The organism is Mycetocola sp. BIGb0189 (assembly GCF_024810155.1).
GTDB lineage: Bacteria > Actinomycetota > Actinomycetes > Actinomycetales > Microbacteriaceae > Mycetocola > Mycetocola lacteus.
Genome location: NZ_JANUED010000008.1, coordinates 155,894 through 179,119, shown reverse-complemented (window position 1 = coordinate 179,119; position 23,226 = coordinate 155,894). Strand labels below are relative to the sequence as shown.

The following is a 23,226-nucleotide window of genomic DNA, read 5'->3' as shown; positions in this document are numbered from 1 at the left end:
CGAGGGTAGCCTGCGCCCTCCACACACCCTCGAAACGGGTGCCGCCACCACGTGCTCCGCGCACGAAATACAACTGACAACCGGTATTTTTTGAGTAAACACGGTGTCTGAGCGGGAAAATCTCGTGTCACACACCGGCCGCGGCGCGCCGTCGGGCCTCGCCCCTTGTACTCTTATATACGTGGCCCTACACCTGTACGACTCCAAATCCCAAGACCTGCGCGAATTTACCCCGATTATTCCGGGCCAGGTAGGACTCTACGTTTGTGGACCCACCGTGCAGTCCTCCCCGCATATCGGTCACCTGCGCTCGGCGCTGGTCTACGATCAACTGCGTCGCTGGTTTGAATACTCGGGCTACCGGGTCACCCTGGTACGCAACGTCACGGACATCGATGACAAGGTGCTGCTCAACGCCACCGAGGATGAGCCGTGGTGGGCGCTGGCCTACCGGATGGAGCTGGAATTCACCGAGGGCTACCGTGCACTCGGCGTTCTGCCGCCCACCTATGAGCCGCGGGCAACCGCGAGCATGCAGCAGATGCAGCAGATCATCACCAGCCTGATCGAGCGCGGTCACGCCTACCCGGCCGCCGATGGCTCGGGGGATGTCTACTTCGACGTGCGCAGCTGGTCGCGCTATGGCGAACTGACCCGGCAGAGCATCGACGCGATGGAGGACGCCACCGACGCGGATCCGCGCGGCAAGAACGATCCCCGCGACTTTGCCCTGTGGAAGGGACGCAAGGACGGCGAGCCCTCCTCGGCCGTCTGGGACAGCCCGTGGGGTGCCGGACGCCCCGGCTGGCACATCGAGTGCTCGGCGATGTCCAGCCGTTATCTCGGCGAGAACTTTGACATTCACGGTGGCGGCCTGGACCTGCGCTTCCCGCACCATGAGAACGAGCTGGCTCAGTCCAGCGCCGCCGGTCACGGCTTCGCAAACTACTGGGTGCACAACGGCCTGGTGAACGTGGGCGGACAGAAGATGTCCAAGTCGCTTGGCAACTCGCTGTTCGCCGCCGACCTGCTCGCCCAGGCGCGCCCGCTCGTGCTGCGCTACTTCCTGGGACAGGCACACTACCGTTCCACCATTGATTTCCATGACGGAGCCCTGGCCGAGGCCGAGGCCGCCCTGGATCGGATCGAAAGCTTCCTCGAGCGCGTCGATCGTCGCCTGGCCGATACCCGATTCGCCGGCACCCAGACCGAGGAGCTTCCCGCCGAGTTCATCGCCGCGATGGACGATGACCTGGCGATCCCGCAGGCCCTTGCGGTCCTGCACGACACCATTCGCGGCGGCAACGCGGCGATTGACGGAGACGATCTTGCGGCCGCGGCCGCCGCCTTTGGACAGGTCATCGCGATGACCAACGTCCTCGGCATCAACCCACTTTCGGCAACCTGGCAGCAGGCCGGCGACCAGGCGGCTCAGGCCGTGCTCGCGCCGCTTGTAGACCGGCTGCTGGGGCATCGCGAACAGGCCCGGACCAGCCGGGACTTCGCCACCGCAGACCAAATTCGTGATGACCTCCAGGCTGCGGGTATCACGATTGACGACACCCCCACCGGGGCACATTGGAGTATTGATGGCTAACAACAACGGGCGTCCCGGCGCCATTCGTAAGGGTAAGAAGGGCCCCGCAAAGGGCACCGGCGGACTCGGACGCAAGTCCCTCGAGGGCAAGGGCCCGACCCCCAAGGCCGAGGACCGGACCTACCACGTCGCCGGCAAGCGCAAGATCGCTCGCGAGCGTCTGGAGGCCGCCCGCGGTGGTCGTGGACCCGCGCAGTCGCGCGGTGGCGACCAGCCCGCCCAGGCCCCGCAGCAGCGCCGCCCCAAGCAGCGCACCGCGGATGAGTCGGAGATCGTCACCGGTCGTAACGCGGTGCTTGAGGCGCTGCGGGCAAAGATCCCCGCAACCACCCTCTACATCGCCTCGCGGATCGAGTATGACGAGCGCGTCAAGGAGATCGTGACCATCGCGACCGGCCGGGGTATCCCGATCCTCGAGGTCATGCGCCCGGAGCTTGACCGCATGGTGAGCTTCGACTCGGTGCACCAGGGCCTGGCGCTTAAGGTGCCGCCGTACCGCTACGAGCACCCCGAGGACCTGCTGCAGAAGACCATCTCACGCGCTCAGGTGCCGCTGATCGTCGCGCTGGATGGAATCACCGACCCGCGTAACCTCGGCGCGATCCTGCGTTCGACCGCCGCGTTTGGTGGTCACGGCGTGATCGTTCCGCAGCGCCGCTCGGTGGGTATGACCGCCTCGGCTTGGCGGACCTCCGCCGGTGCCGCCGCGCGTACCCCCGTGGCTATGGCCGCGAACCTCACCCAGACCATCAAGGCCTATAAGGCCGCGGGTGTCTTCGTGATCGGTCTCGACGGTGGTGGCGACACCATGCTGCCGGGCCTGGAGCTGGCCGATCGCCCGCTGCTGATCGTTGTCGGGAGCGAGGGCAAGGGCCTCTCGCGTCTGGTGACCGAGGCCTGCGACGCGATCGTTTCGATCCCGATCTCCGCCGCAACCGAATCGCTCAACGCCGGTATCGCCGCCTCGGTGACCCTGTACGAGATCTCGCGCCTGCGCGCCGAGGGCAAGGCCGCCAAGTAGCTAACCCCTCTCGAAAAACAGGAATCCCGCCCGGGCAACCGGGCGGGATTCCTGTATGTGGGGGCGTCGTGGCGCTAGCTAGACCAGGTCGCGCCAGTCCGCGGTGGGCTCGCCATCATCGTCCACCGCGTCGAGCGGCAGGTCGAGGGCCTCGGTGGGCGGGGCGATAACGGTGGCCTCGTCTCGGCGGTGGCGCAGCACGTCGTTGATGTAGGAGCTCAGCGCCTCGGCCAGCGGCACATCGGCGTCGCGGGCTTCGGAGAGGCGATAGCGGTGTTCCAGGAGCTGGTGGAACACCTCGGCCGGCTCGAGCTTGCCCTTGAGTTCACGCGGGATGGCCTTGACCACGGGTTCGAAGACGCGGATCAGCCACTCGTGGGCCACGACCTCCTCGTCCATATCCTGCTTACCGTTGGCAGCAATGTAGGAGTCAAGGTCATTCAGCAGCCGGCGGGCCTGGTTCTCGCCGGTGTCGAGACCGGTGAGGCGCAGCAGACGACGCTGGTGGTGCCCGGCGTCCACAACCTTGGGCTGGATGCGCACGGTGGTGCCACCCTCGGCGGTCTTGATTGCCAGCTCCTCGATGTCGAAGCCCAGATCGTTCAGGCGCTCAACCCGCGAGCGGATCCGCCAGCGCTCATGCGAGGAGAAGGACTCGGAGCCGGTGAGCTCGGTCCACAGCTGGCGGTAGGCGGCGACGATTCCGTTGGAGAGCTCCACCGGGTCGAGGTCCTCGTCGGCGCGGCCACCGGCGGCGAGATCCATCAGCTCACCGGCGATGTTCACGCGGGCGATCTCCAGGTCGTTCTCGCGCTGGCCGCGCGACAGACCACCCGGGTAGAGCTTGCCGGTCTCGGCGTCCACCAAATAAGCGGCAAACGCGCCGGCGTCGCGGCGGAAGAGAGTGTTGGACAGCGACACATCGCCCCAGAAGAAGCCGACGATGTGCAGGCGGACCAGGAGCACCGCGAGGGCGTCCACAAGACGCGTGGCGGTGTCCGGGCGCAGCTGCTGCGAGAACAGCGCGCGATAGGGCAGCGAGAAGCGCAGGTGACGGGTCACCAGCACCGAGGGCAGCTCATCGCCGTTCTCGGTGCCGCGGCCGGTGATCACCGCGAGCGGATCCACACACGGGATATCCAGGCGCTGCAGGGTGCGCAGCATGTCATACTCGCCGCGGGCCATCTCGGCGGTGGTTTCCTTCACGGCCACCACATAGCCGGAAAGGTTGGCAAAGCGCACCAGGTGGCGCGAAATACCCTTGGGCAGCGAGGCGATGCTCTCGCTCGGCCAGTCCGCCAGGGGGAGTTCCCAGGGCAGGTCCAGCAGCGCCGGATCCGCGGTGGCCGAGGTGATGTTTAGCGAGCCGCTCATGCGTTCCCTCTCTTTCCGGTTACCCGGGATAACACTTCGGCCCACACCGAGGGTGTGGGCCGAAGCTAAACAAACTCTATTTCGAGCGTACCGGAGGTCACGAGACTACCGGCTGAATATCCGCCCGGGAAGGTGACCTAAATTACAGGGTCACCGGCTTCGAGAGGCGCAGGCCCGACTCGACATCGAACACGTGCAGGTGGTTCGGCAGAACCTCCAGGCGCACGGTCTCGCCGGCGTAGGGGTGGATGCGACCGTCGACGCGGGCCACCAGATCGGTGCGGACACCGTTGATGTCTGCGTGACCGTAGAGGTAACCGTCGGCGCCGAGCTCCTCGACCAGGTCCACGGTCACGGCCAGGCCGGCGTTGGGGTCCTCGGTGACGCGGATGTCCTCGGGGCGCACACCGATGGTGGCGTTGGCCGCGGTGGTCTGGGCGAGGGTCTCGCGCTCCACCGGCACAACCGACTGACCGAACTGCACGCCGCCGTCGGCCAGGCCGACCTGCAGCAGGTTCATCGCGGGGGAGCCGATGAAGCCGGCCACGAAGACGTTCTCGGGACGCTCGTACAGGTCGCGCGGGGTTCCGACCTGCTGGAGCAGACCGTCCTTCAGCACGGCGATGCGGTCACCCATGGTGAGCGCCTCGGTCTGGTCGTGGGTCACGTAGACGGTGGTGACGCCCAGGCGACGCTGCAGCGACGCGATCTGGGTACGGGTCTGGACGCGCAGCTTGGCGTCCAGGTTCGACAGCGGCTCATCCATCAGGAACACCTGGGGCTGACGCACGATGGCGCGACCCATGGCCACACGCTGACGCTGACCACCCGAGAGGGCCTTGGGCTTGCGAGTCAGGTAGTCCTCGAGGTCCAGCAGCTTGGCGGCCTCAAGCACGCGGGCGGCACGCTCGTCCTTGCTGACGCCGGCGATCTTCAGGGCGAAGCCCATGTTCTCGGCCACGGTCATGTGCGGGTACAGCGCGTAGTTCTGGAAGACCATGGCGATGTCGCGGTCCTTCGGCGGGATGTCGGTCACATCGCGGTCGCCAATGAGGATGCGTCCGTCGTTGACCTCTTCGAGGCCGGCGAGCATACGCAGGGAGGTGGACTTACCACAACCGGACGGGCCAACCAGAACGAGGAATTCGCCATCTGCGACCTCAAGGTTGAGCTTGTCAACGGCGGCGCGGGTGCCTCCGGGGTACATACGAGTTGCGTTATCAAAAGTGACCGAAGCCATTTTCTCTTCTCCTTCACCGGCAGGTACGTGCCGGACGATCCGTTGTGATGGAACCCCGTTCTTAACAGCTCGGGGTGTGACGCCAGTGTCACGTTTTTTAGTATGGCACGCCCGGGCGTGGTTTCGGAACGTCTGCGCCCGGATTGGGAAAACGTCCCCTCAACGGGGACGCGTTTGGGCTATTTTCAGATGCGCTGGGTAAACTCGGAGTTCGCGTGTCGTCTAATTCCGATGTAGACACGCATTGAGCGAGGACGAATGACTAACGACGCAGACCCGAAGTCGCCCCGGAACCGATCGGTCCGACAGGCCGCGCGTGAGCGCGCCACCGAACTGCGCAGCGCCCAGCGCCGCAAGGATATTCTGGGGCGTGTGCTCCTGATCGGTGCCGGCGTGATCGTGGTCGGAGCCATCGTGGTGGGTGTCGTGATGTCGCTGCGCACCACCGAGCCTTCCGCGACCACAACCCCCGCAAACATGATCAGCGGCGGCATCGTGGTGGGGGCCGAGCTGAAGGCAGTTCGCACGGATTCTCAGCCGATCGCAGACCCGGCTAAGCCCACCGAGATCAACCCGGCGGTGCCCAACATTCGTATCTACGCCGACTACATCGCCTCGGACATGGGTGCGTTCCAGAAGGCTAACGCCGAGATGCTGGAAACCCTGGTCAAGGACGGCGCGATCACCGTCGAATATCACCCGATTGCACCGCTGGCCAGTAAGTCGGCCGGCAGTCAGTACTCCGTACGGGCCGCAAATGCCGCCGCCTGTGTCGCAAACTTCGCTCCCGATCAGTTCTTCGCCTTCAACGCGGCGATGTATAAGGACCAGCCCACCGAGGGCACCACCGGTCGCAGCGATGATGACCTGGTGAAGCTGGCCAAGGACGCCAAGGTATCGGACGCGAGCTCGATCGAGGAGTGCATCACCAAGCAGACCTATAAGGGCTGGGTGAGCAGTGTCACCGATACCGCGATGAATGAGCCGGTGCCGAACTCGAAGCTGGACAAGGTGGTGACGATGCCCACCGTTTTGGTGAACGAGAAGGTGTACACCGGTGAGCTGACCAGCTCCAAGGAGTTCCGCGCGTTTGTGCTGTCGATCGCCAGCGAAACTCAGAACAAGGCGAGCGTTTCACCCACGCCGTCAGCCGATCCCACCGAGAGCGAAGCTCCCGCCGAATAGACCATCCTCGGTGCGTGAAGTTGCACCGCGCGCGATTGGGTGCCCTAGAATAATGGGGTGCCTGATCCGCACCCGCCGTTTTAGCTCAGTTGGCAGAGCGCCGCACTTGTAATGCGAAGGTCGCGAGTTCGATTCTCGCAAACGGCTCCATCACCCCCCCCGGTCCCCGTGCCCATCGGCACGGTGCGGCCGGGGGTTTTGCGTGGGATCGCGTCACCGTCTGAGCCGTGGCGGTTTGCGACGCAGCGGCTTGTCGCCAAGAAATAGCGTGTGATACCAGCGTCGTCGGCGAGCCGGCCAGAGCTCCGAGGCGAGGTCAATGACCCACTCGGGCGAGGCGATGCCCTGTGCCTGCTCGGCTCGAAACCGAATGTTCGCGGCGTAGACAAGCTCGTTGTGGGTCGGCGGAAGCCCCAGGGGAAGGCGGCTGTAGTCGTTGGTCATGGTTTCCTCCTCTGCTTATCGATGTTCCTCGGGTTCGTGCATGTGAGTAAAGCTGGTGTCCGACTTCTGTCCACTTGGAGAACGTGCGTGTTCCACGGCGGCATCCTGGGAGAAAACCGCCGAGGCCGCGAGAAGTAACCGGCTGCCGTCGATTCCACCCAGGCGTGAGCTCGCCATCTCGGTGAGGATACCCAGCGCGGTTTCTCGTTCGGCGCTCTCCTCGGCGCCAAAGTAGTGGGTGAGTCCCCACTCGACTCGCTGCCACCAGATGTCTTCGCGCTGTTTCTTGCGTGCGGTGAAGATGGTGATCATCGCGGCGATACTGGCGACCACACCCGCAAAGCCGGTGGTGCCGGCCCACCGTGCGAGTCCATGCCAGAAATCGAGTGGATGCGATGCGCTGGCGCCGGAAACCGCACCGGCACCGAGAGCAGCGCCGATGGCGCCGATGGCGGCGGTGGCCGTGGCGGTGATGTTCAGGGTGTGGACGGGCATGTTTGAACACTACGCACAGCGAGCGCCCTGATACCCGGAGCCGCTTGATCTGTGGATAGTCGGGTATTTCCCTCGCGCTGTGGAGGAGAGTCGAAGCGGTCGATCGCATCATCGCGCACCGCGACCTAAGAAAATTTCGATTGGGCTATGGACACGGGACCTAAATGAGGTATGTTGATGACGTGAACATACCTCCGGAAGGTCGGGGGCACCCGGAATCACGTAGGGGAATCGTGATTCTGGCACCGCCAATGAGGGCGGTGATTGGTGCGCCCGGGGGAGGGAAACTCACACCCGCATCACGTTTCGTCATTGACCTGCAAAGGAGCAACGCCCATGAAAAAACGTTTCCTCTCCCTCCTCGCCGCCACGGCCATCGTGGCCCTGCTTGCCGGATGCTCCGGTGGGGCAAGCGCCGAAGAGGATAAGGGTCTCGGCACCGCCGATAAGCCCGTGACCATCAAGTTTTGGCACCCCACGCAGTACGCCCCGCAGATCGTTGAGGCCTTCGAAAAGTCTCATCCGAATATCAAGGTCAAGCTGACCGTGGTCCCCTCCAACCAGCCCGATATCGCCGCCAAGCTGATCGCCGCCGTCCAGGCCGGAGACGCCCCCGACGTGATCAAGGCCGAGTATCAGATGCTGCCCTACCTGGTTTCCCAGGGGGCCGTGGCCCCGCTGGAAAACCTGAAGATCGATGAGGGTGACTACCGCGAATCCGTGCGCGGCCTGGTGCACTTCGGTGACAAGGATTACGGCGCACCCGAGGACTTCACCCCGATGATGTTCTTCTACCGCGCCGACCTGTTTGACCAGCTGGGACTGACCGTTCCGACCACGTGGGACGAGTATGAGGCGCTCGCCCGCAAGGTCAAGGAGGTTGCCCCGGACAAGGTGCTCGGAAACTACAACTACGACTCCAACGACCTGGCCGGATGGTCGGCGCAGGCCGGTGCCGACTGGTGGAAGGCCGACGGCGAGAAGTGGACCGTGGGCATCGATGACCCGGCCACCCTCAAGGCCGCGAACTTCCGCTCCAAGCTCATCAAGGAGGGTCTGATCTCCACCGAGACCGGCCCCGGTGTCAACAACATGCTCGCCGACGGGACGATCCTCTCCTGGAACGCCGGTGCCTGGGCACCCGGCACCATCATGAACGCCAACCCGCAGCTGGATGGTAAGTGGCGTGCGGCACCGATGCCGGTATGGAACGAGGGTGATACCGAGACCGCGGTGTCCGGTGGATCGGCGATCATCCTGGTCAAGAACACCAAGGTGCGTCAGGCCGCCGAGACCTTCATCGAGTGGTTCACCGACTCCGAGGAGGGCATTCTCACCCGCTGGAAGTACTCCAACAACCTCTCCGGCAGCGACCGCCTGGACAACTCCAGGGAGATCCTGGAGATGCGCCCGAGCCCGATCGACCCGGCCCAGGACTACCTCAAGCTGGTCGCCAGCCAGAAGGCCAAGACGTTCTCCAACTGGGGTCCCAACGCCCTGCTGATGCAGAGTACCTGGAAGGACATCGCGCCCAAGGCCGTGGCCGGGGAGCTGTCGATGGATGACGCCATCAAGAAGCTTCAGACCACCGTGGTGGACGATATGAAGCGCACGGGCTTCACGGTGACGGACTAGTCCCACATGTCTCAGTCAGTTCTCGAACAGGCCGGCCCCGCCCGGACGCGACGCTCGCTCGCGCCCGGTCGGGCCCCGGCCGGCCCGGGCCGCCCGAAGAAGGGCCGCCACCGCCTCGCCCCGTACCTGTTTATCGCACCGGGGATCACCCTCTTCACCCTGTTCCTGCTGATCCCGATCGGCTACTCGGTCTACCTCAGCTTCTTCTCCAATAAGGTTTCCTCGGGCATCATCGGTGCCTCCGAACGTGCCTCGGTATTTGTCGGTTTCGACAACTTCGCGGCGATCCTCGAGGGCTCGGTGTTCTGGTCGGGCCTGGCCCGCGCCGGGTACTACGGCCTGCTGGTGATCCCGATCACCCTCGGCCTGGCGCTGGTCTTCGCCCTGGCGCTGGATGTGGGCGTCTCCAAGCTACGCACGGTTTCCAAGACGATCATCTTTATCCCCTACGCGGTGCCCGGTGTGATTGCCACGCTCATGTGGGGCTACATGTACCACGAGCGCACCAGCCCGTTCGGGGACATCTTCACCTTCTTCGGTTTCCCGACCCCGGACTTTCTCGGGGACTCGCTGGTGTTCTATTCGATCGTCAACATCGCCGTGTGGGGTGGCATCGGCTTCAACATGATCATCCTCCACACCGCGCTCAGCGGTATCCCGCGGGAGATCTATGAGGCGGCCCGGATCGACGGGGCCAGCGAGCTGCGCATCGCGATCCAGGTCAAGCTGCCGCTCGTGGTGCCCTCGATGATCTTCACCCTGCTGTTTGGTGTGATCGGCGCGGTTCAGGTGTACGCCGAGCCGCAGACCATGAAAACCATGTCCCCCTCCATCACCTCCGGCTGGGTGCCGCTGATGGAGATCCAGCGCCTGGCCTTTGAGCAGGGCGAAACCAACATGGCCGCGGCCGGGGCGATCATCATCGCGCTGATCGCTTTTGGACTCTCGCTGCTGGTCTTCCGGCTGGCCGGTAAGAAGGGATCGGGCGACTGATGACCACGATCGATAAGACCCCGGTTCCCGTCGCCGCCGCGCTGCCGGCGAGCGAGCGTCCGCCGCAGGAGATCAAGCGCGAACGCGCTCGGGCCAAGCGTAAGGCGCTCGGCGCGATCCCCTCGGCGATCCTGATCATCGGCTCGCTGTACTGCTTCATTCCGCTGTTCTGGCTGGTGAGTGCCTCGACCAAGGGGCGCGATACCCTCTTCACCACCAACACGTTTATCCCCGACGGGATCGACGGGTTCTTCCGCAACGTCGCCCAGCTGGGTAACTATCAGGATGGCGCGTTCTGGACGTGGATGGGCAATTCGGTCATCTACGCCGGCGGAGGCGCCGCCCTCTCGGTGCTGGTCTCGGCGGCGTTCGGCTACGGCCTGGCGATGTACGAGTTCCGCGGCAAGCAGGTCGCCTTCGGCCTGGTGCTCACCGGCATGCTGCTGCCCGGCGTGGTGGTGGCGATCCCGCAGTACCTGCTGATGGCTCAGCTTGAGCTCACCAACACGTACTTCGCGATCCTGTTCCCGGTCATGGTCAGCCCGTTTGGGATGTGGCTGTGCCGCGTGTTTGCCGCCTCCTCGGTACCACGGGAGCTGCTGGATGCCGGACGCGTGGACGGGGCCAGCGAGTTTCGAATCTTCTCGGCGATTGGGCTGCGTTTGATGGCACCCGGCCTGCTCACCGTGTTCCTGTTGCAGTTCGTGGGAATCTGGAATAACTTCCTGCTGCCGTTCATCATGCTGAGCGACAACACCAAGTACCCCCTCTCCCTCGGCCTCTACAGCATGATGCGCGGTAGTGATACCGAGGAGGCCATCATCCCGACCCTGGTGATTTCCGGATCACTCGTGGCCACCATTCCGCTGATCATCATCTTTATCTGGCTGCAGAAGTACATGCGTATCAACTTCGGCGGCGGACTGAAAGGCTAATCATGACAACCGAACCCACCAAGCGGGTTACCTTCCCGCAGGCCCGCGGCCTGGCCCTCGGCGCAACCTCGCTGATCCATCATGCCGACCCGCAGGCCAACAGCGACGACCTGGTGGATGCCGCCTGGGATGCGGGAATCCGCTACTTCGACACCGCCCCGATGTACGGTGGAGGTGCCTCGGAGAAGCTGTTTGGGCCCTCGCTGACCCGGTATCCCCGCGAGGAGTACGTGCTCTCGTCCAAGGTGGGCCGCCTGGTGCGCGACGGCGAACCGGTCCTCGAACACGAGGATGCGCTGTGGCGCTACGACTTCTCGGCCGACGGGATTCGCCGCTCGGTGGACGCCTCCCTCGCCCGGCTGGGCGTAGACCGGCTGGACATCGCGTATATCCACGATCCCGATCGCTTCTATGACCAGGCCTCCACCGAGTCGTATGCGGCACTCCAGGAGCTGCGCGCCGAGGGCGTGATCGGTGCCATCGGCGTCGGCATCACCCAGGCACCGATGCTCGCCCGGTTCCTGCGCGAAATCGAGCTGGACGCCGCGCTGCTCGCCGGCCGCTTCTCGCTGGTGGACTCCGAGGCGCTGGACGAGGTGATCCCGCTGGTGCGGGAGCAGGGCGTGACCCTGAGCATCGCCTCGACCCTGCACGCGGGCCTGGTGGATGGCAAGGACTCCGGTCACTTCCACTATCAGCCCACCCCGCCCGCGATCGTCGAGCGGGTCGCCGCGATTCACGCACTGAGCGAGCGCTACGGCGTGCCCATCGGTGCGGTGGCCATCCAGTATGTGCTGGGCTATCCCGAGGTGGACATGATCCTCACCGGGGTGGCCGACCGCGGCCAGCTGAACCAGAACCTGTCCTGGGCCAGCTGGGAGATCCCCGCCGAGCTGTGGGCGGAGTTGGATGCCTCCGGCCTGGTTTCGGCCCCGATCCCCACCACCCTGCTGCACCCCTAACCCCACCCGAGAAAGGGAAACATCATGGCAAAAATCACCATCCTGACCGGCTCCGGTCAGTACCAGGACCGCTGGCACGATTTCACCGCGACGGGCTTCCGCGTCGCCCAGGTGTTGCAGGAGGCCGGGCACGAGGTTGTGCTGCGGGCGCTCAAGCCGCAGGGCATCCTCGAGGAGCTGGAGGATACCGACCTGCTGGTGGTCAACTCGGGCTTTGGCGAGTACACCGAGGTTTCCGACGGTCCGCGCGAGGAGTGGGACGAGGCCTTCGCCGCGCTGCGTGCCTACCGCGCCCGTAAGGCACCGATCCTCGCGCTGCACGCCGCCACGAACAGCCTCGATGGGCTGGACGAGTGGCACCAGTGGATCGGCGGCGAGTGGGTGCGCGGGACCTCGATGCACCCGCCGATCGGCGTCTCGCACGTACAGGTTTCGGACCCGGATCACCCGATCACCGCGGGCTTTGCCGACTTCCATCCCTATGACGAGATGTACAGCTATCTGGAGGCATACCCGGGCAGCCGTGTTCTACTGACCCACGACTATGCCGACCTGACCCACGCACTGGTGTGGACCACCGAACAGGACGGTGCCCGCACCGTCTACGACGCCCTGGGCCACGGCGTACAGGCGTTTGACACCCCGGAACGGCACGAGCTGCTGCGCCGCGAGGTGGATTGGCTGCTGGCAGAGTGACCTCAAAAAACGAGGCGATTGATTCCCTGGAATCGGTTGGAACGGGGGCGCTGCCGCAGGTAGCGCCCCCGCGCATGACCGGGGAGGTACAACGCGGAAAGCTCGCGCTGATGTCGGTGACCCACGTGGTCAACGATTTCTACGCGGGGGCGGTGCCGGCGCTGATCCCGTTTATGGTGCTGGAGCGCAACTATACCTACGCCGCGGCCAGCGCGATCATGCTCGCCGCCAACCTACTGGGCAGCGTGCTCCAGCCCGCGTTTGGGCTGCTGGTGGATCGCTGGCGCATTCCCTGGCTCGCGGTGGTGGGGTTCCTGATCGCCGGTGTCGGTGTCGGCATCTCGGGGCTCACCCAGGACCTGCTGCTGACCTGTCTCGCGGTCGCCGGCACCGGCCTCGGGGTCGCCGCGTACCATCCCTCGGCCACACGTCAGGCGAAGGCCGCCTCGGGTCCGCGCACCAGCGGGCTCGCGGTCTTCTCGGTCGGCGGAAATATCGGTATGGCGCTGGCACCGCTCGCGGTGTCGCTGGTGATCGGAAACCTGGGCCTCGCTGCCACCCCGCTCCTTGCACTTCCGGCGGTGGCTCTGGCGCTGCTGATGGCGATCTGGCGCGGTGTCGAACGGGCAAAGCGTGCGCGCTCGGGTGTTGCCGCTCCGTCTCCGACGAAGCCCGCACGGCAGGGCAAGGATGACTGGCGAGCATTCGGCTGGTTCTCGGCGATGGTGATCCTGTCCTCGGCGGGATCGGCCGGAATCCAGGCATTCCTCGCCCTGTTCCTGATTAGCGAGTTCGGGGTCAGTACCGAGTTTGGTGCCGGAAGCCTGACCCTGTTCACCGGGATGGGTGTGCTGGGAACCTTGGCCGGCGGCTGGCTTGCCGACCGGATCGGCCATATCCTCACCCTGCGTCTGGGCTACCTGATCGGCCCACTGGCCCTCGGAGTCATGCTGCTTGCGCCGGGCACGGTGGTCGCGCTGATCGCGATTGCGGTGCTCGGGTTTGCCGCCTTCATCCCGTTCTCGGTGCAGGTTGCGCTGGGGATGAAGTACCTGCCGAACCGGATCGGAACCTCAAGCGGACTCACCCTGGGCCTCGGGGCCACGGTGGGTGGGCTGTTCGCGCCGGTGTACGGCATCCTCGCGGATGGGCACGGTCTGCGGTTTGCGCTCACCGTGGGTCTGGGAGTCAAGGTCCTCGCGCTGGCGATGACCTTCCTGCTCAAAAAACCCGACGAGTCCTAACGTCGAAACGCGGTCGCGCCGTCATGTTCCCGAATCGGAATATGACGGCGCGACCGGTTAACGCGGCTCGGCGGCCGGAGTAATCTCACCCGAGGGCTGTCCGCCGATGACGCCGAGAGGATCGGCGAGGAGACGACGGAATCCGAGGTCTGCCGCACCGAGGAGGAGGAGATCCGGACCTAGCGCGGGGGTGCCGAGCTCCACCCGTTGGCGCATGCTGTCGAAGCTGGAGATCACGCAGTAGCTCGCCAGGGTGTCGGAATCATAGGCCAGCAGGTGGCTGAAGAATCCGTCAAACAGGATCAGCTCGGGATCGTAGGCGATCACGGCCGCGCGCAGGGCGGCACCGGTGCGCGCCAGATAACTCTCGAGACGCTCGTGCGGGGATTGCGGCGGCTCGGGAAGTACCGGATCGTCATCGTGCGGGGGAGCGTAGACGGTGCGCGGGGAGCGGTCCTCGGCGGCCTCGGGCGGCAGCTCGGGCAGGGCACCGATCTCCCCGAGGGCACGCAGAATGTCGTACTGGGTGACCTCCACCTGGAAGCAGCCGCGGGCACCGCACCAGCATCGCCCGCCGCCGGGCCGCACGGTGGCGTGAGCGAAGGAGGCGGCGATACCGGTGTTACCGGTGAGGAGGTGCCCACCCACCAGCACCGCGGTGCCGATCCCGCCGGGGCCGCCGTAGAAGTAGACAACGTTTTTTCGATCCAGCCCGGCCCCCCAGATACTCTCGGCCAACACTCCCAGGTGACCGTCATAGCGTGTTTCTGCCGGGATTCCGGTGGCCTCGGTGAGGTAGCGGGCAAACGGTTCGGCATCCCATCCCAGCGAGGACGCACTCACATACTCGTGATTCTCACCGGTCACAAACCCCGGGGTAGCCACGCCTATCCCCACCAGCACGGCTCCGGCGGGAAGCTCCTGCCGGGCTTCGGCGATCGTGGTGGCCACGATATCCGCGGTATCCCGGGCGGACACGTTGCGGGGGAGGGGGACCGCCCGACGCCAGACAATCTTCGCCCCGAGGGTTGCCAACGCCACGGTGATCCCGTTGGCGTCGCGCATTACCGCGACGCTCAGCACATCGGGTCGCGGTTGCACCATCGGGGAGGGACGCCCCGAGCGATTGTTGGCCAGCGGCTCGCTCTCAAAGCACAGCCCGAGGGTCTCCAGCTCGGCCACCAGACCCTTGATCGAGGACCGGCTCAGCCCGGATGCCCGGGTAATCTCGGTGCGCGAAAGCTGCCGACGACGATGGATGATCTCCAGGACCGCGGCGAGGTTGTGACGACGCATGCCGTCGGCGTTGGCGGCGGGGCGTGTGGATGTCATCTCGGGTTCCCTTCTCGGGTTGATCCCATCGTGCCAGAACGCTCGGTGGATCGGGCGACGACTGTCCGTACGGCGGCGGGAACGGTGCTGATCGGCAGAAAAACTGATTGGGCACCCCCAAAACGGGGTGGTTATCGTGGTGATTCTCCGGGTTTTCGCTATGGTTTTTTCCCAGAATGCTCGTTATTCATTATTGTGGTTCTGGGGCATGCGTTTTCGATCGCGCCCCGCGCTTCCCCCGGGCGCAGCCTTCCCCCGAAAGATCATTCTTCTATGCCTTCTTGGCCCGTACCTTCCCCTGCCCGACGCTGGGAACAGGTCTACCGCCGTCGCCTGATGTTCACCGATACGCTGAGCGTTCTCTTTGCGGTGTTCGGCAGTCAGTGGATCCGTTTTGGGACCGAAACCGAGAGCCTCGCCATCGAAGCGGATGCCTCCGGTTTTGGCTTCTCTGTGTCCTATACGGTGTTCTCCGCGGTACTGGTCGCCGTATGGCTGTTTGCGCTCTCGCTGTTTGCCAGCCGCCGCGCCTCAATTCTGGGCAGCGGGACCACCGAGTACAAACTCGTAATTGATGCGACGTTGCGTGTTTTCGGTCTGCTTGCCATCATCTGCTACCTGGGCAAGGTCGAGCTCGGACGAGGGTATTTCCTGCTGGCGTTGCCTGCCGGATTGATTTTGCTGGTGGGCACACGCTGGATGTGGCGAGTCTGGGTTGGACACAAGCGAAAGAGCGGATGGTATTTCAACCGCACCCTGCTGATCGGTGAGCCGGTTCAGACCCGCCACGTGGCCACCGAGATTTTGCGCACGCCGGGCTCGGGCCTGACCCCGGTTGCGGCGATCACCTCGGCAACCGGTTCGCGCGAGGATCTCCTCCCCGGTATTCCCGTTCGTGGAGGCCTGGCCGATATCGAGCGGGTCCTGGACTCGGAATCCATCGAAACCGTTGTGTATACCGGTTCCGATCAGATGAGCCCCGAGGCGTTGAGACAACTGGGCTGGCAGCTGGAGAGCCGCCGGATTCACCTGGTTGTCGCCCCCGCACTGACCGACATCGCGGGACCTCGAATTCGTGCGCGCCCGGTTTCGGGCCTGCCCCTGATCAACGTGGACATCCCCGAGTTTGAGGGACGTAAGTACTCCTCCAAGCGTGCGCTGGACATTCTCGGTTCCGGCTTGGGCCTCCTGCTGCTCTCCCCGTTCTTCCTCCTGTTTGCGATTCTCATTAAAAAGGATTCGCGTGGGCCGGTGTTCTTCCGGCAGAAGCGGGTGGGGCTGAACGGTCACGACTTCCACATGGTGAAGTTCCGTTCGATGGTGGTGGACGCCGAGGATCGGCTGGACGCGCTGCGTCATCAGTCGCAGGGTAACGACATTCTGTTCAAGATGAAGAGCGATCCTCGAATCACCAAGCTCGGCGCGTTTATGCGCCGTTACAGCATCGACGAGCTGCCGCAGTTGATCAACGTCTTCCGTGGCGATATGTCGCTGGTCGGCCCGCGGCCGCCGCTGCGTAGTGAGGTTGACCGATACGAGGACGCCGCACACCGTCGCTTCCTGGTAAAGCCCGGAATGACGGGCCTCTGGCAGGTCAGCGGTCGCAGCGACCTGTCCTGGGAAGATAGCCTGCGCCTGGACCTCTACTACGTGGAGAACTGGTCCATGACCGGTGACTTCATCATTCTCTGGCGCACCGTGCGTGCGGTAATGGGCAGCAGCGGCGCCTACTAGTTTGACCCCGTAATTTTTATGCAGAATCGAAGTGAATCCATGGCTCCGTCGTCAAAATCCGTTGTTGTGATCGGCACGCGCGGCTACCCCAGCTACTATGGCGGGTTTGAAACCGCCGTGCGCCGAATCGCTCCGTATCTGGCCGATGAGGGATGGGACGTCACCGTGTATGGGCGTACCGGGTCGACCCGGGATGAGGATCCTGGACGGGACCCTCGTGTGCACACCGTGGTGACCGGTGGCATCGAAAAGAAGTCGCTCAGCACGCTCACCTACGGATTGACCGCCTGCTGGCATGCCGCCCGGCACAAGCCGGATGTGGCCCTGGTGATGAACGTGGCCAACGGATTCTGGCTGCCGCTGCTGCGGATGCGTGGAATCAAGACCCTGGTGAACGTGGACGGTATCGAGTGGGACCGTCAGAAATGGGGCCGTCTGGCCAAGCTCACCTTCCGGATCGGTGCCAAGCTCACCGCCCGTTGGGGCAACCGGATGGTGTATGACGCCGAGGCCATCGCCGAACGCTGGAAGCGTGACTTCGGGGTTGACGGGGTGTTCATCCCCTATGGCGGGGATGAGCCGTCCGAGACACTGCCCGTACCTGAAGGGCTGACCCGACGCGGCTACGTGCTGGTGGTGGCCCGATTTGTCCCCGAGAACACCGTGGGCGAGTTCTTTGATGCGGTCGAGACTCTGGGGCAGAATTACGACGTGGTGATTGTGGGATCCAGCGGTTACGGTGGGGAACTCGACGAGCGCGCCGAAGACCTCGCAGCCCGCCTCCCGCGTGTGCAGTGGTTGGGTCATGTGAGCGACGACGCCAAGCTGCACGCACTCTGGCAGCACGCCGGCGTGTACTTCCACGGACACAGCGTGGGTGGCACCAACCCGGCTCTGGTCCAGGCGATGGCCTGCGGTGCCCCCACCGTGGCCCGTGACACCGTGTATAACCGCGAGGTGCTGGGTGAGGGTGCCGTACTGACGGCTCCCGAGCCTCAGGCGATCATCCAGGCGTGCGAACGCATGCTGGGTGATGCCGACCTCCAGGAGCGCAGCGCCGCAACCGCGCTGGAGCGCAGTCGGGCCATCTACACATGGGATCGTGTGTGTGGGGCCTACGAGGAAAACCTCGCCGAGTTGGCGGGATAACGTCTCACGCCCGCTGATCGGGTTCTTCGCGAGTATGAAGAAGCCCCGCCTCTGAAAAGAGACGGGGCTTCACCTTTAGGTGCACACTAGGGGGTACCTGTGATGACAAAACCTAGCGCGAAAATGAGTGAACAGATTACCGGAACCGCGCGAACCCTGCCGGCGGTACCAGTTTCAAAAAACACCGCCGCCGCGATGAAGGTAGGCGGCAGCAACGTGAGAGCGTAGCGAATCGGAAGTTCGAAATAATACCCCTCTGTGGCGGCCACCGCGATTGCGAGCAGCGGGCCGAGAACCAACAACATGAAAAGGCTGGAGCGGGCGACGGTGGATATCGGTGCCGTTTGCGTGCTCGCCGCTCCGATGAAGCCGGAGAGAACAAATACACTCAGCAGGCACGCTGAGGCGATTCCGGCCGCGTTCACGAGGGAGAGCACCTCCACACCCTGGCCAAGGGTCGGGAGGAACTTGAATACCTCGCTAACAATGTTGCTCAGTCCCAACTGATTGTGTTCTATCTCCCGCTGACTCGAACCAAGGTCTGACGCTCGAATGATTGTCCAAATAAGCTGAATTGCCACAGGAATTACGGTTGCCAGCGCCGAAGCTACAACGGCCTTGCCTCTGTGTACGAACGGGCTTGATCGGAAGAGCACCCAGCTGACGAGAGTAAGAACTACAACGCCGGTGATGGCGAGGTTCTGGAGTTTGAGGGACCCACCGATGACAGAAATCACCGGTATCCACCACAAACCGCGACCGGTTTGGAAGTATCGAATAGCAAGAAAGGTCAGCGCGCTCCCGATCAGCAGAGCCGGGGCGTCCGTGCTCAGATACGTATTCGCCGTGTAGGCGGGTACCGAGCCGATAATCGCCAATGGTGCCAGCACGGAAGTCAACCGCGAGACGCGGAGTCGAGACAGCGTCAGGGATAGGAAGATTCCTGCGCCGGCCAGCCACAGCGCTCCCGTCAGTCGAGCGGCATTAACCAGATCTCCTCCGGTGAATATGCTGAGCGGATAGGCAAACGCCTTGGTGATCATGAAATATGTGGGGGTATAGATATCGGCAGTTGTTTCCCCACTAAATGGAAGTGACGCGATGTGCTCATCCGTGAGTGCACCCTCACACGCCGCCGGGTTTGCGTCTATATACCCACGAATTCCATGACAAAGTGCATACTGGCGAGCCAGGTTTCCGGTGGGTTCACCGTTGTGAAGGCGGAAGGAGTCGGGAACCTTGTCGAAGTAGTCGATATAGACATATTCATCCGCGGCGGATGTCGTGTCGTGCTGGGAGATATTCCACCCGACAAAGCTGAAACTCGCTACCACCATCACGAGCGGAATGAATAACGCACTCTCGATAAATCGTCTTAGGATGGTGAGCTCTTTTCATGAGGTGAATCTGATGGAAAACGAGTAATCGGTTTTCGGCTACGAGCCGTCTGACCGGTTGTGGACGCGGACCTCTGATCTGTGTCGAAGAAGAACGATAATCTGCCACAGCAGCAGAGCCAACTGGGCGCACAGAACGCCGAGTGCGCCGCCCGGAGCCCCATAGAGACCGCCCAAGACGGATACCGCGGCCACCGACACACTCGCCGCAATGAGTGTCCCCACAAACACCTGGGTGTTGAGCCCGAGAGGGATAAAAATGTGGAAATTGATCGAGGTGGTGATCGACATGAGCCCAAGCGAGAGCCCGAAGAACAGCGCGGTGTCGGACCCAATGGTGATCAGCGATCCGAAGAGGACGGTGCTAAGCCAGGGCCCGAAGAAAACCATCACCGCTGCCCCGGTAAGTCCGAGCACGGTGTGGAAGAGAAGTGCGGTGAGTCGACGTTTACGTGCGGCGCTACCCGTCCCTGCGACCCAGCCCTGGAGCGAGTTACTGGCGGAGTAGATGATGATCATGCCGTACCGGTTGATGCGTTCGGCGGCGGCGAATACCGCCACGCTTGGCAGACTAACGATCGACATGAGCGAGACGGGAAAACTCTCATATGTGGCCATTGTGAGAGCCGATGCCGCGGGTTTGAACCTGAATCGCAGGTTTGCTTGAACTACCTTAAGATCGCCGCGGGAGAGTCTGCGACGTTCGGAAAGCGTCCGGTGCGCTAGCCACGCGGTGACCAGCCCGACAACCGTGAGGAGCACGGGATAGATGAGGATGTTTCCGGTGACGATGATGAGAAGAGATGACCCTATGGTCACTGCAAGACGAGGCACCGTGTCAAACGCGGCGACGATTCTCGCGCGGCCAATACCCACCGCGTACCAGTTCGGGGCGAGTCCCATCAGGGCCATACCCACGGCCATGATTGCGGCTTCCACACGAAACTCGGCGAATGCGAGTAGCGCTGCCCCGACGGCTGCGAGTGGTGCCATGACAAGCGTTAGCGCGCTTCTGGTGAGAACGCTGTCGCGGTACAGTCCGCCACGCTCCGCAGTGGGGGCTACCGCCACCTTGGCGGGGCCGGTCAGCCCCCAACCGTAGAGGATCACTGCGGCGGCGATCGCGCCAATCGACTGGCCAATCGCGATGCTGCTCCACCCATCCGGGCCCGAAACCCGACTGATCACCGGCAGGATCAGCAGGGGCGAAATCCCGGAAAGGATTTGTAGGCCGGAGAAGGAGAAGATTCGACCGGCGAAACCTCGCATCGTGTTACCCGACTTGCGGGGTCGAGGACGCAGTGGGTTCGCCTCGCCGGGCGCGAACACTGCCGGCGGCCACTGCCAGGACGATCCAGATCATTGCAAACCAGAAACTACTGGTCAGTGTTGAAGTCACCGCAATGGCCCCAATCACCGCCAAGAGGATCGGCCTTCGGTGACGAGGCGTTTCCCGTACCAATAGAACAAAGAAGAGGACGAGGAGCGCGAGTCCGATCAGACCTACATCGTAGACAATCTGGATCGGGAGCATGATGATGTGTCCGGCCACTCCCGGTGTTCCTGGCTGTTCGTGCCGCAGACCGAATGTGTTTGTCCCGTTGCCGATCCAGAGGTTCACACCGTTCATTTCCTGCTTTGCCAGATCAAATACCTGGAGACGGAAAACGAAGGTTCCGCCGCCAAGCGACAGATCCCCGAGCTTGTCCTTGGTATCGGGGTTGTCGATGTCCGGGACGATGGGGGTGCTTGAGGATGAGGTCGGGGTGCTTGAGGCCCCGGGAGCGGCGCTCGGCGTTGCGGGATCGCTGGGTGCCACGGTGGCACCATCGTTGTTGAGCGGAGCCTGCTCGTACAGGAAACTGCTGATTGCTCCCGAGGCAAAGAACACGGCAAGAACCACAACAAAAGCCGTGCCCGCAGAGATGATTCGCGCACGCACATGGGTGACGCTCTTTCGAAAGAGGAACCCCGCCAGGATCAGCACAACCAGGCTTCCCAGCAGCGCGATAAACGAGGTGCGTGTTTGGGACGCTACAAGGCCGAAGGACGCGAGAGCCGAGACCACAACGACTACCCACGGACGCTGGTGGTAGCGCCAGACAAAAAGCAGCAGCAACAGAATGATGAAGGTCGCGTAGATGTTGGCTTCGAGCGAGGTGCCACGGGCTACCCAAACCTGATAGAGCCAGTCAAAGTCGACACCGAATCCGGTGAGCTTGAGTTGATTGGCCAGGGTAGCTGAGATGATGCCGATTAACGCCCAGGGAACAATGCTCCAGACGAGCGCCCGCTCAAACCTGGACAGGATCGGTCCGAGTGCGAGGAGCGAAGCAAACAGGATCGTATCGAGCACAAACCAGGTCAGAATCGATGCGCTTTTGACCAGACTGGGCGAGAACAACGCGGTGGAAATGAGATTCAGCGCGATGAACGCGAGCAGAACCCAGATCGAGCGTCGACGGACAACCTGTAGAAGGCCAGCGCGACCGTCCGCCGAGACGAGCACCAGAATCAGCAGGAGCACGGGGGTAACCTGTTCAGGTCGCACAACAAACCCGAGAATGGGGAACCCGTAGTAGCCGGTAAAGGCACTCAGTGCAACGATGCTGAGAACCACAACAACCGCGATTGTATAGGGTCGCCCGGTGAGGTTAAGCGTGCGTCGAACCGAGGAAGTTTGTTCGGTAGACACTATTTTGCCCACCCCTCGAGCACTTCTGCGATTTCATGGTGGTAGCGGCTGACGGCAAATTTATCCGCGAATCGTGTGGCCGCCGCATCGCCGGCTACGGTGAGGGACTCCTCATCGAGGGCGTTGATTGCAGCGGCGAGTGAATCGGCCGAACCGGGAACGACAAGCCAGCCGGTTTCGCCCTCGGCCACGATCTCCGGCAGGCCACCGGTCCGCGTGGCGATGGTGGCGCGAGCGGCACTTGCGGCCTCGATGGCGATCGTGGGGAGAGGATCGGGCTGGATGCTGGGGACAATAACCACATCAGCCGCGTCGATGTACCGTCGCACATCGTGAACTTCGCCAACCACGTTGATCTGTGAGCGGGCGGATGACTGCGTCACCAGATTTGGGACGTCAATGCTGACTCCGCTGCTCGGCGGACCTCCGAGCACGGTCAGCTCGAAGCGTTCGGTATCCACACTGTCCCAAGCGTCGATGAGGACGTCGACACCTTTCCACCCGCTCCACCGACTGGCGAAGAGAAGCTGGATCTTATCGTGTCGTTCACGCGGCTGCGCTGGGGGCAGATCGAAACCGTTATAGATTACGCGGGTTTTAGCGCGTGCTCGAGCAGGAGCATCCTCAACGATTGCGTTGCTCACGGCCACGATTTGATTCGCCCGGGAGATGACCGACCAGATGACCCTGCCCTCGGTGCCGCGCAGCGACTCGTGAAGGTGCACCACCGTGGGAATACGTAGGATACGGGCTAAAGGCACCGCAAGGAACAGAGCGGTCGTATTCACATAGAGCAGATCCGGCCGGTTTTTTGCCAGCTTGCCAAAGAACGAAATGGCCCATCCGGCAATGCGAACAAGCTTGAGGGGAGTAATGTACGCGCGGCGCAGCACCGGGAGTTTCATCGAGCGAACCCGGGTTCCCTGCTCGATCAGTGCGGCGCTCAAAAGCTTGTCGCCATAGTCCAGGTCGCTGGGAAGCCAGGCTTCAAGTGTCCAGTCTTTCGGCAGCGCGGCAAGGGTTTCAAGGAGCACACGGTCGGCACCATAGAGCTCATCCGAGGGGTGGATGAAGAGGATTTTTTTCGACATTGTGTGT

Annotated in this window: 20 protein-coding genes and 1 tRNA gene; 12 read left to right on the top strand and 9 right to left on the bottom strand. The window is 63.3% G+C overall.

The window, feature by feature from the left end:
• Window positions 1–181 precede the first annotated feature (181 nt).
• Both cysS and rlmB read left to right on the top strand, forming a co-directional pair.
• Window positions 182–1,597 carry a cysteine--tRNA ligase gene (gene cysS, locus M2390_RS13620; RefSeq protein WP_259179527.1) on the top strand — a complete coding sequence of 472 codons (1,416 nt, stop codon included), beginning with the start codon at window positions 182–184 and terminating at the stop codon, window positions 1,595–1,597.
• Window positions 1,590–2,618 carry a 23S rRNA (guanosine(2251)-2'-O)-methyltransferase RlmB gene (gene rlmB / locus M2390_RS13615; protein WP_121687357.1) on the top strand — a complete coding sequence of 343 codons (1,029 nt, stop codon included), beginning with the start codon at window positions 1,590–1,592 and terminating at the stop codon, window positions 2,616–2,618. The genes cysS and rlmB overlap by 8 nt, the downstream gene beginning before the upstream one ends.
• 78 nt (window positions 2,619–2,696) lie before the next feature.
• Here rlmB and M2390_RS13610 read toward each other — a convergent pair whose 3' ends face one another.
• Window positions 2,697–3,992 (bottom strand): DUF4032 domain-containing protein, encoded by a 1,296-nt coding sequence (locus M2390_RS13610; RefSeq protein WP_030148220.1) that lies wholly within the window; start codon window positions 3,990–3,992, stop codon window positions 2,697–2,699.
• A gap of 142 nt (window positions 3,993–4,134) precedes the next feature.
• Window positions 4,135–5,232 (bottom strand): ABC transporter ATP-binding protein, encoded by a 1,098-nt coding sequence (locus M2390_RS13605; RefSeq protein WP_121687355.1) that lies wholly within the window; start codon window positions 5,230–5,232, stop codon window positions 4,135–4,137.
• Between the two features lie 258 nt (window positions 5,233–5,490).
• On the opposite strand from M2390_RS13605, the gene M2390_RS13600 reads away from it, so the two are divergent.
• Window positions 5,491–6,417 (top strand): thioredoxin domain-containing protein, encoded by a 927-nt coding sequence (locus M2390_RS13600; protein ID WP_259179524.1) that lies wholly within the window; start codon window positions 5,491–5,493, stop codon window positions 6,415–6,417.
• A gap of 74 nt (window positions 6,418–6,491) precedes the next feature.
• Window positions 6,492–6,567: transfer RNA gene (locus tag M2390_RS13595), tRNA-Thr, on the top strand.
• Between the two features lie 63 nt (window positions 6,568–6,630).
• Here M2390_RS13595 and M2390_RS13590 read toward each other — a convergent pair.
• Window positions 6,631–6,861 carry a hypothetical protein gene (locus tag M2390_RS13590; protein WP_259179523.1) on the bottom strand — a complete coding sequence of 77 codons (231 nt, stop codon included), beginning with the start codon at window positions 6,859–6,861 and terminating at the stop codon, window positions 6,631–6,633.
• A gap of 15 nt (window positions 6,862–6,876) precedes the next feature.
• A complete protein-coding gene (locus M2390_RS13585) occupies window positions 6,877–7,356 on the bottom strand; it encodes a hypothetical protein (protein ID WP_259179522.1) in 480 nt (159 codons plus the stop codon).
• A gap of 336 nt (window positions 7,357–7,692) precedes the next feature.
• On the opposite strand from M2390_RS13585, the gene M2390_RS13580 reads away from it, so the two are divergent.
• Genes M2390_RS13580 through M2390_RS13555 form a run of 6 tightly spaced genes read left to right on the top strand, consistent with a single transcriptional unit; the run spans window position 7,693 to window position 13,821 of the window.
• Window positions 7,693–8,991 carry an ABC transporter substrate-binding protein gene (locus M2390_RS13580; protein ID WP_259179521.1) on the top strand — a complete coding sequence of 433 codons (1,299 nt, stop codon included), beginning with the start codon at window positions 7,693–7,695 and terminating at the stop codon, window positions 8,989–8,991.
• A 6-nt stretch (window positions 8,992–8,997) separates the two neighbouring features.
• Complete coding sequence (locus tag M2390_RS13575) at window positions 8,998–9,984, top strand: carbohydrate ABC transporter permease (RefSeq protein ID WP_121687351.1); 987 nt, start codon at window positions 8,998–9,000, stop codon at window positions 9,982–9,984.
• Window positions 9,984–10,919, top strand: a complete 936-nt coding sequence (locus M2390_RS13570; RefSeq protein ID WP_121687350.1) for a carbohydrate ABC transporter permease — start codon at window positions 9,984–9,986, stop codon at window positions 10,917–10,919. Before M2390_RS13575 ends, M2390_RS13570 begins: the two co-directional genes overlap by 1 nt.
• A 2-nt stretch (window positions 10,920–10,921) precedes the next feature.
• Window positions 10,922–11,881 carry an aldo/keto reductase gene (locus tag M2390_RS13565; protein ID WP_259179518.1) on the top strand — a complete coding sequence of 320 codons (960 nt, stop codon included), beginning with the start codon at window positions 10,922–10,924 and terminating at the stop codon, window positions 11,879–11,881.
• 24 nt (window positions 11,882–11,905) lie between these two features.
• Entirely contained in the window at window positions 11,906–12,577 is a 672-nt protein-coding gene (locus tag M2390_RS13560) for a ThuA domain-containing protein (protein ID WP_259179516.1), read from the top strand.
• Window positions 12,574–13,821, top strand: coding sequence for an MFS transporter (locus M2390_RS13555; protein WP_259179515.1), 1,248 nt, complete (start codon window positions 12,574–12,576; stop codon window positions 13,819–13,821). Before M2390_RS13560 ends, M2390_RS13555 begins: the two co-directional genes overlap by 4 nt.
• Window positions 13,822–13,878: 57 nt before the next feature.
• Here the strand turns inward: M2390_RS13555 and M2390_RS13550 are convergent, their stop codons facing one another.
• A complete protein-coding gene (locus M2390_RS13550) occupies window positions 13,879–15,153 on the bottom strand; it encodes an ROK family transcriptional regulator (RefSeq protein WP_259179514.1) in 1,275 nt (424 codons plus the stop codon).
• Between the two features lie 273 nt (window positions 15,154–15,426).
• Here M2390_RS13550 and M2390_RS13545 point away from each other — a divergent pair, with 273 nt between their 5' ends.
• A complete protein-coding gene (locus tag M2390_RS13545) occupies window positions 15,427–16,887 on the top strand; it encodes a sugar transferase (RefSeq protein WP_259179512.1) in 1,461 nt (486 codons plus the stop codon).
• 39 nt (window positions 16,888–16,926) lie between these two features.
• Complete coding sequence (locus M2390_RS13540; protein ID WP_259179510.1) at window positions 16,927–18,036, top strand: glycosyltransferase; 1,110 nt, start codon at window positions 16,927–16,929, stop codon at window positions 18,034–18,036.
• Window positions 18,037–18,122: 86 nt separating this feature from the next.
• On the opposite strand, the gene M2390_RS13535 is transcribed toward M2390_RS13540, so the two are convergent.
• The 4 genes from M2390_RS13535 to M2390_RS13520 form a co-directional block, all read right to left on the bottom strand.
• Entirely contained in the window at window positions 18,123–19,376 is a 1,254-nt protein-coding gene (locus M2390_RS13535) for a hypothetical protein (RefSeq protein ID WP_259179509.1), read from the bottom strand.
• 96 nt (window positions 19,377–19,472) lie between these two features.
• The gene (locus M2390_RS13530) at window positions 19,473–20,702 is read right to left on the bottom strand and encodes a lipopolysaccharide biosynthesis protein (protein WP_259179507.1); all 1,230 of its coding nucleotides are present in this window, start codon (window positions 20,700–20,702) and stop codon (window positions 19,473–19,475) included.
• 4 nt (window positions 20,703–20,706) lie between these two features.
• Window positions 20,707–22,128, bottom strand: coding sequence for a hypothetical protein (locus M2390_RS13525; protein ID WP_259179506.1), 1,422 nt, complete (start codon window positions 22,126–22,128; stop codon window positions 20,707–20,709).
• Complete coding sequence (locus M2390_RS13520; RefSeq protein ID WP_259179505.1) at window positions 22,128–23,219, bottom strand: glycosyltransferase family 4 protein; 1,092 nt, start codon at window positions 23,217–23,219, stop codon at window positions 22,128–22,130. The genes M2390_RS13525 and M2390_RS13520 overlap by 1 nt, the downstream gene beginning before the upstream one ends.
• Window positions 23,220–23,226 lie beyond the last annotated feature (7 nt).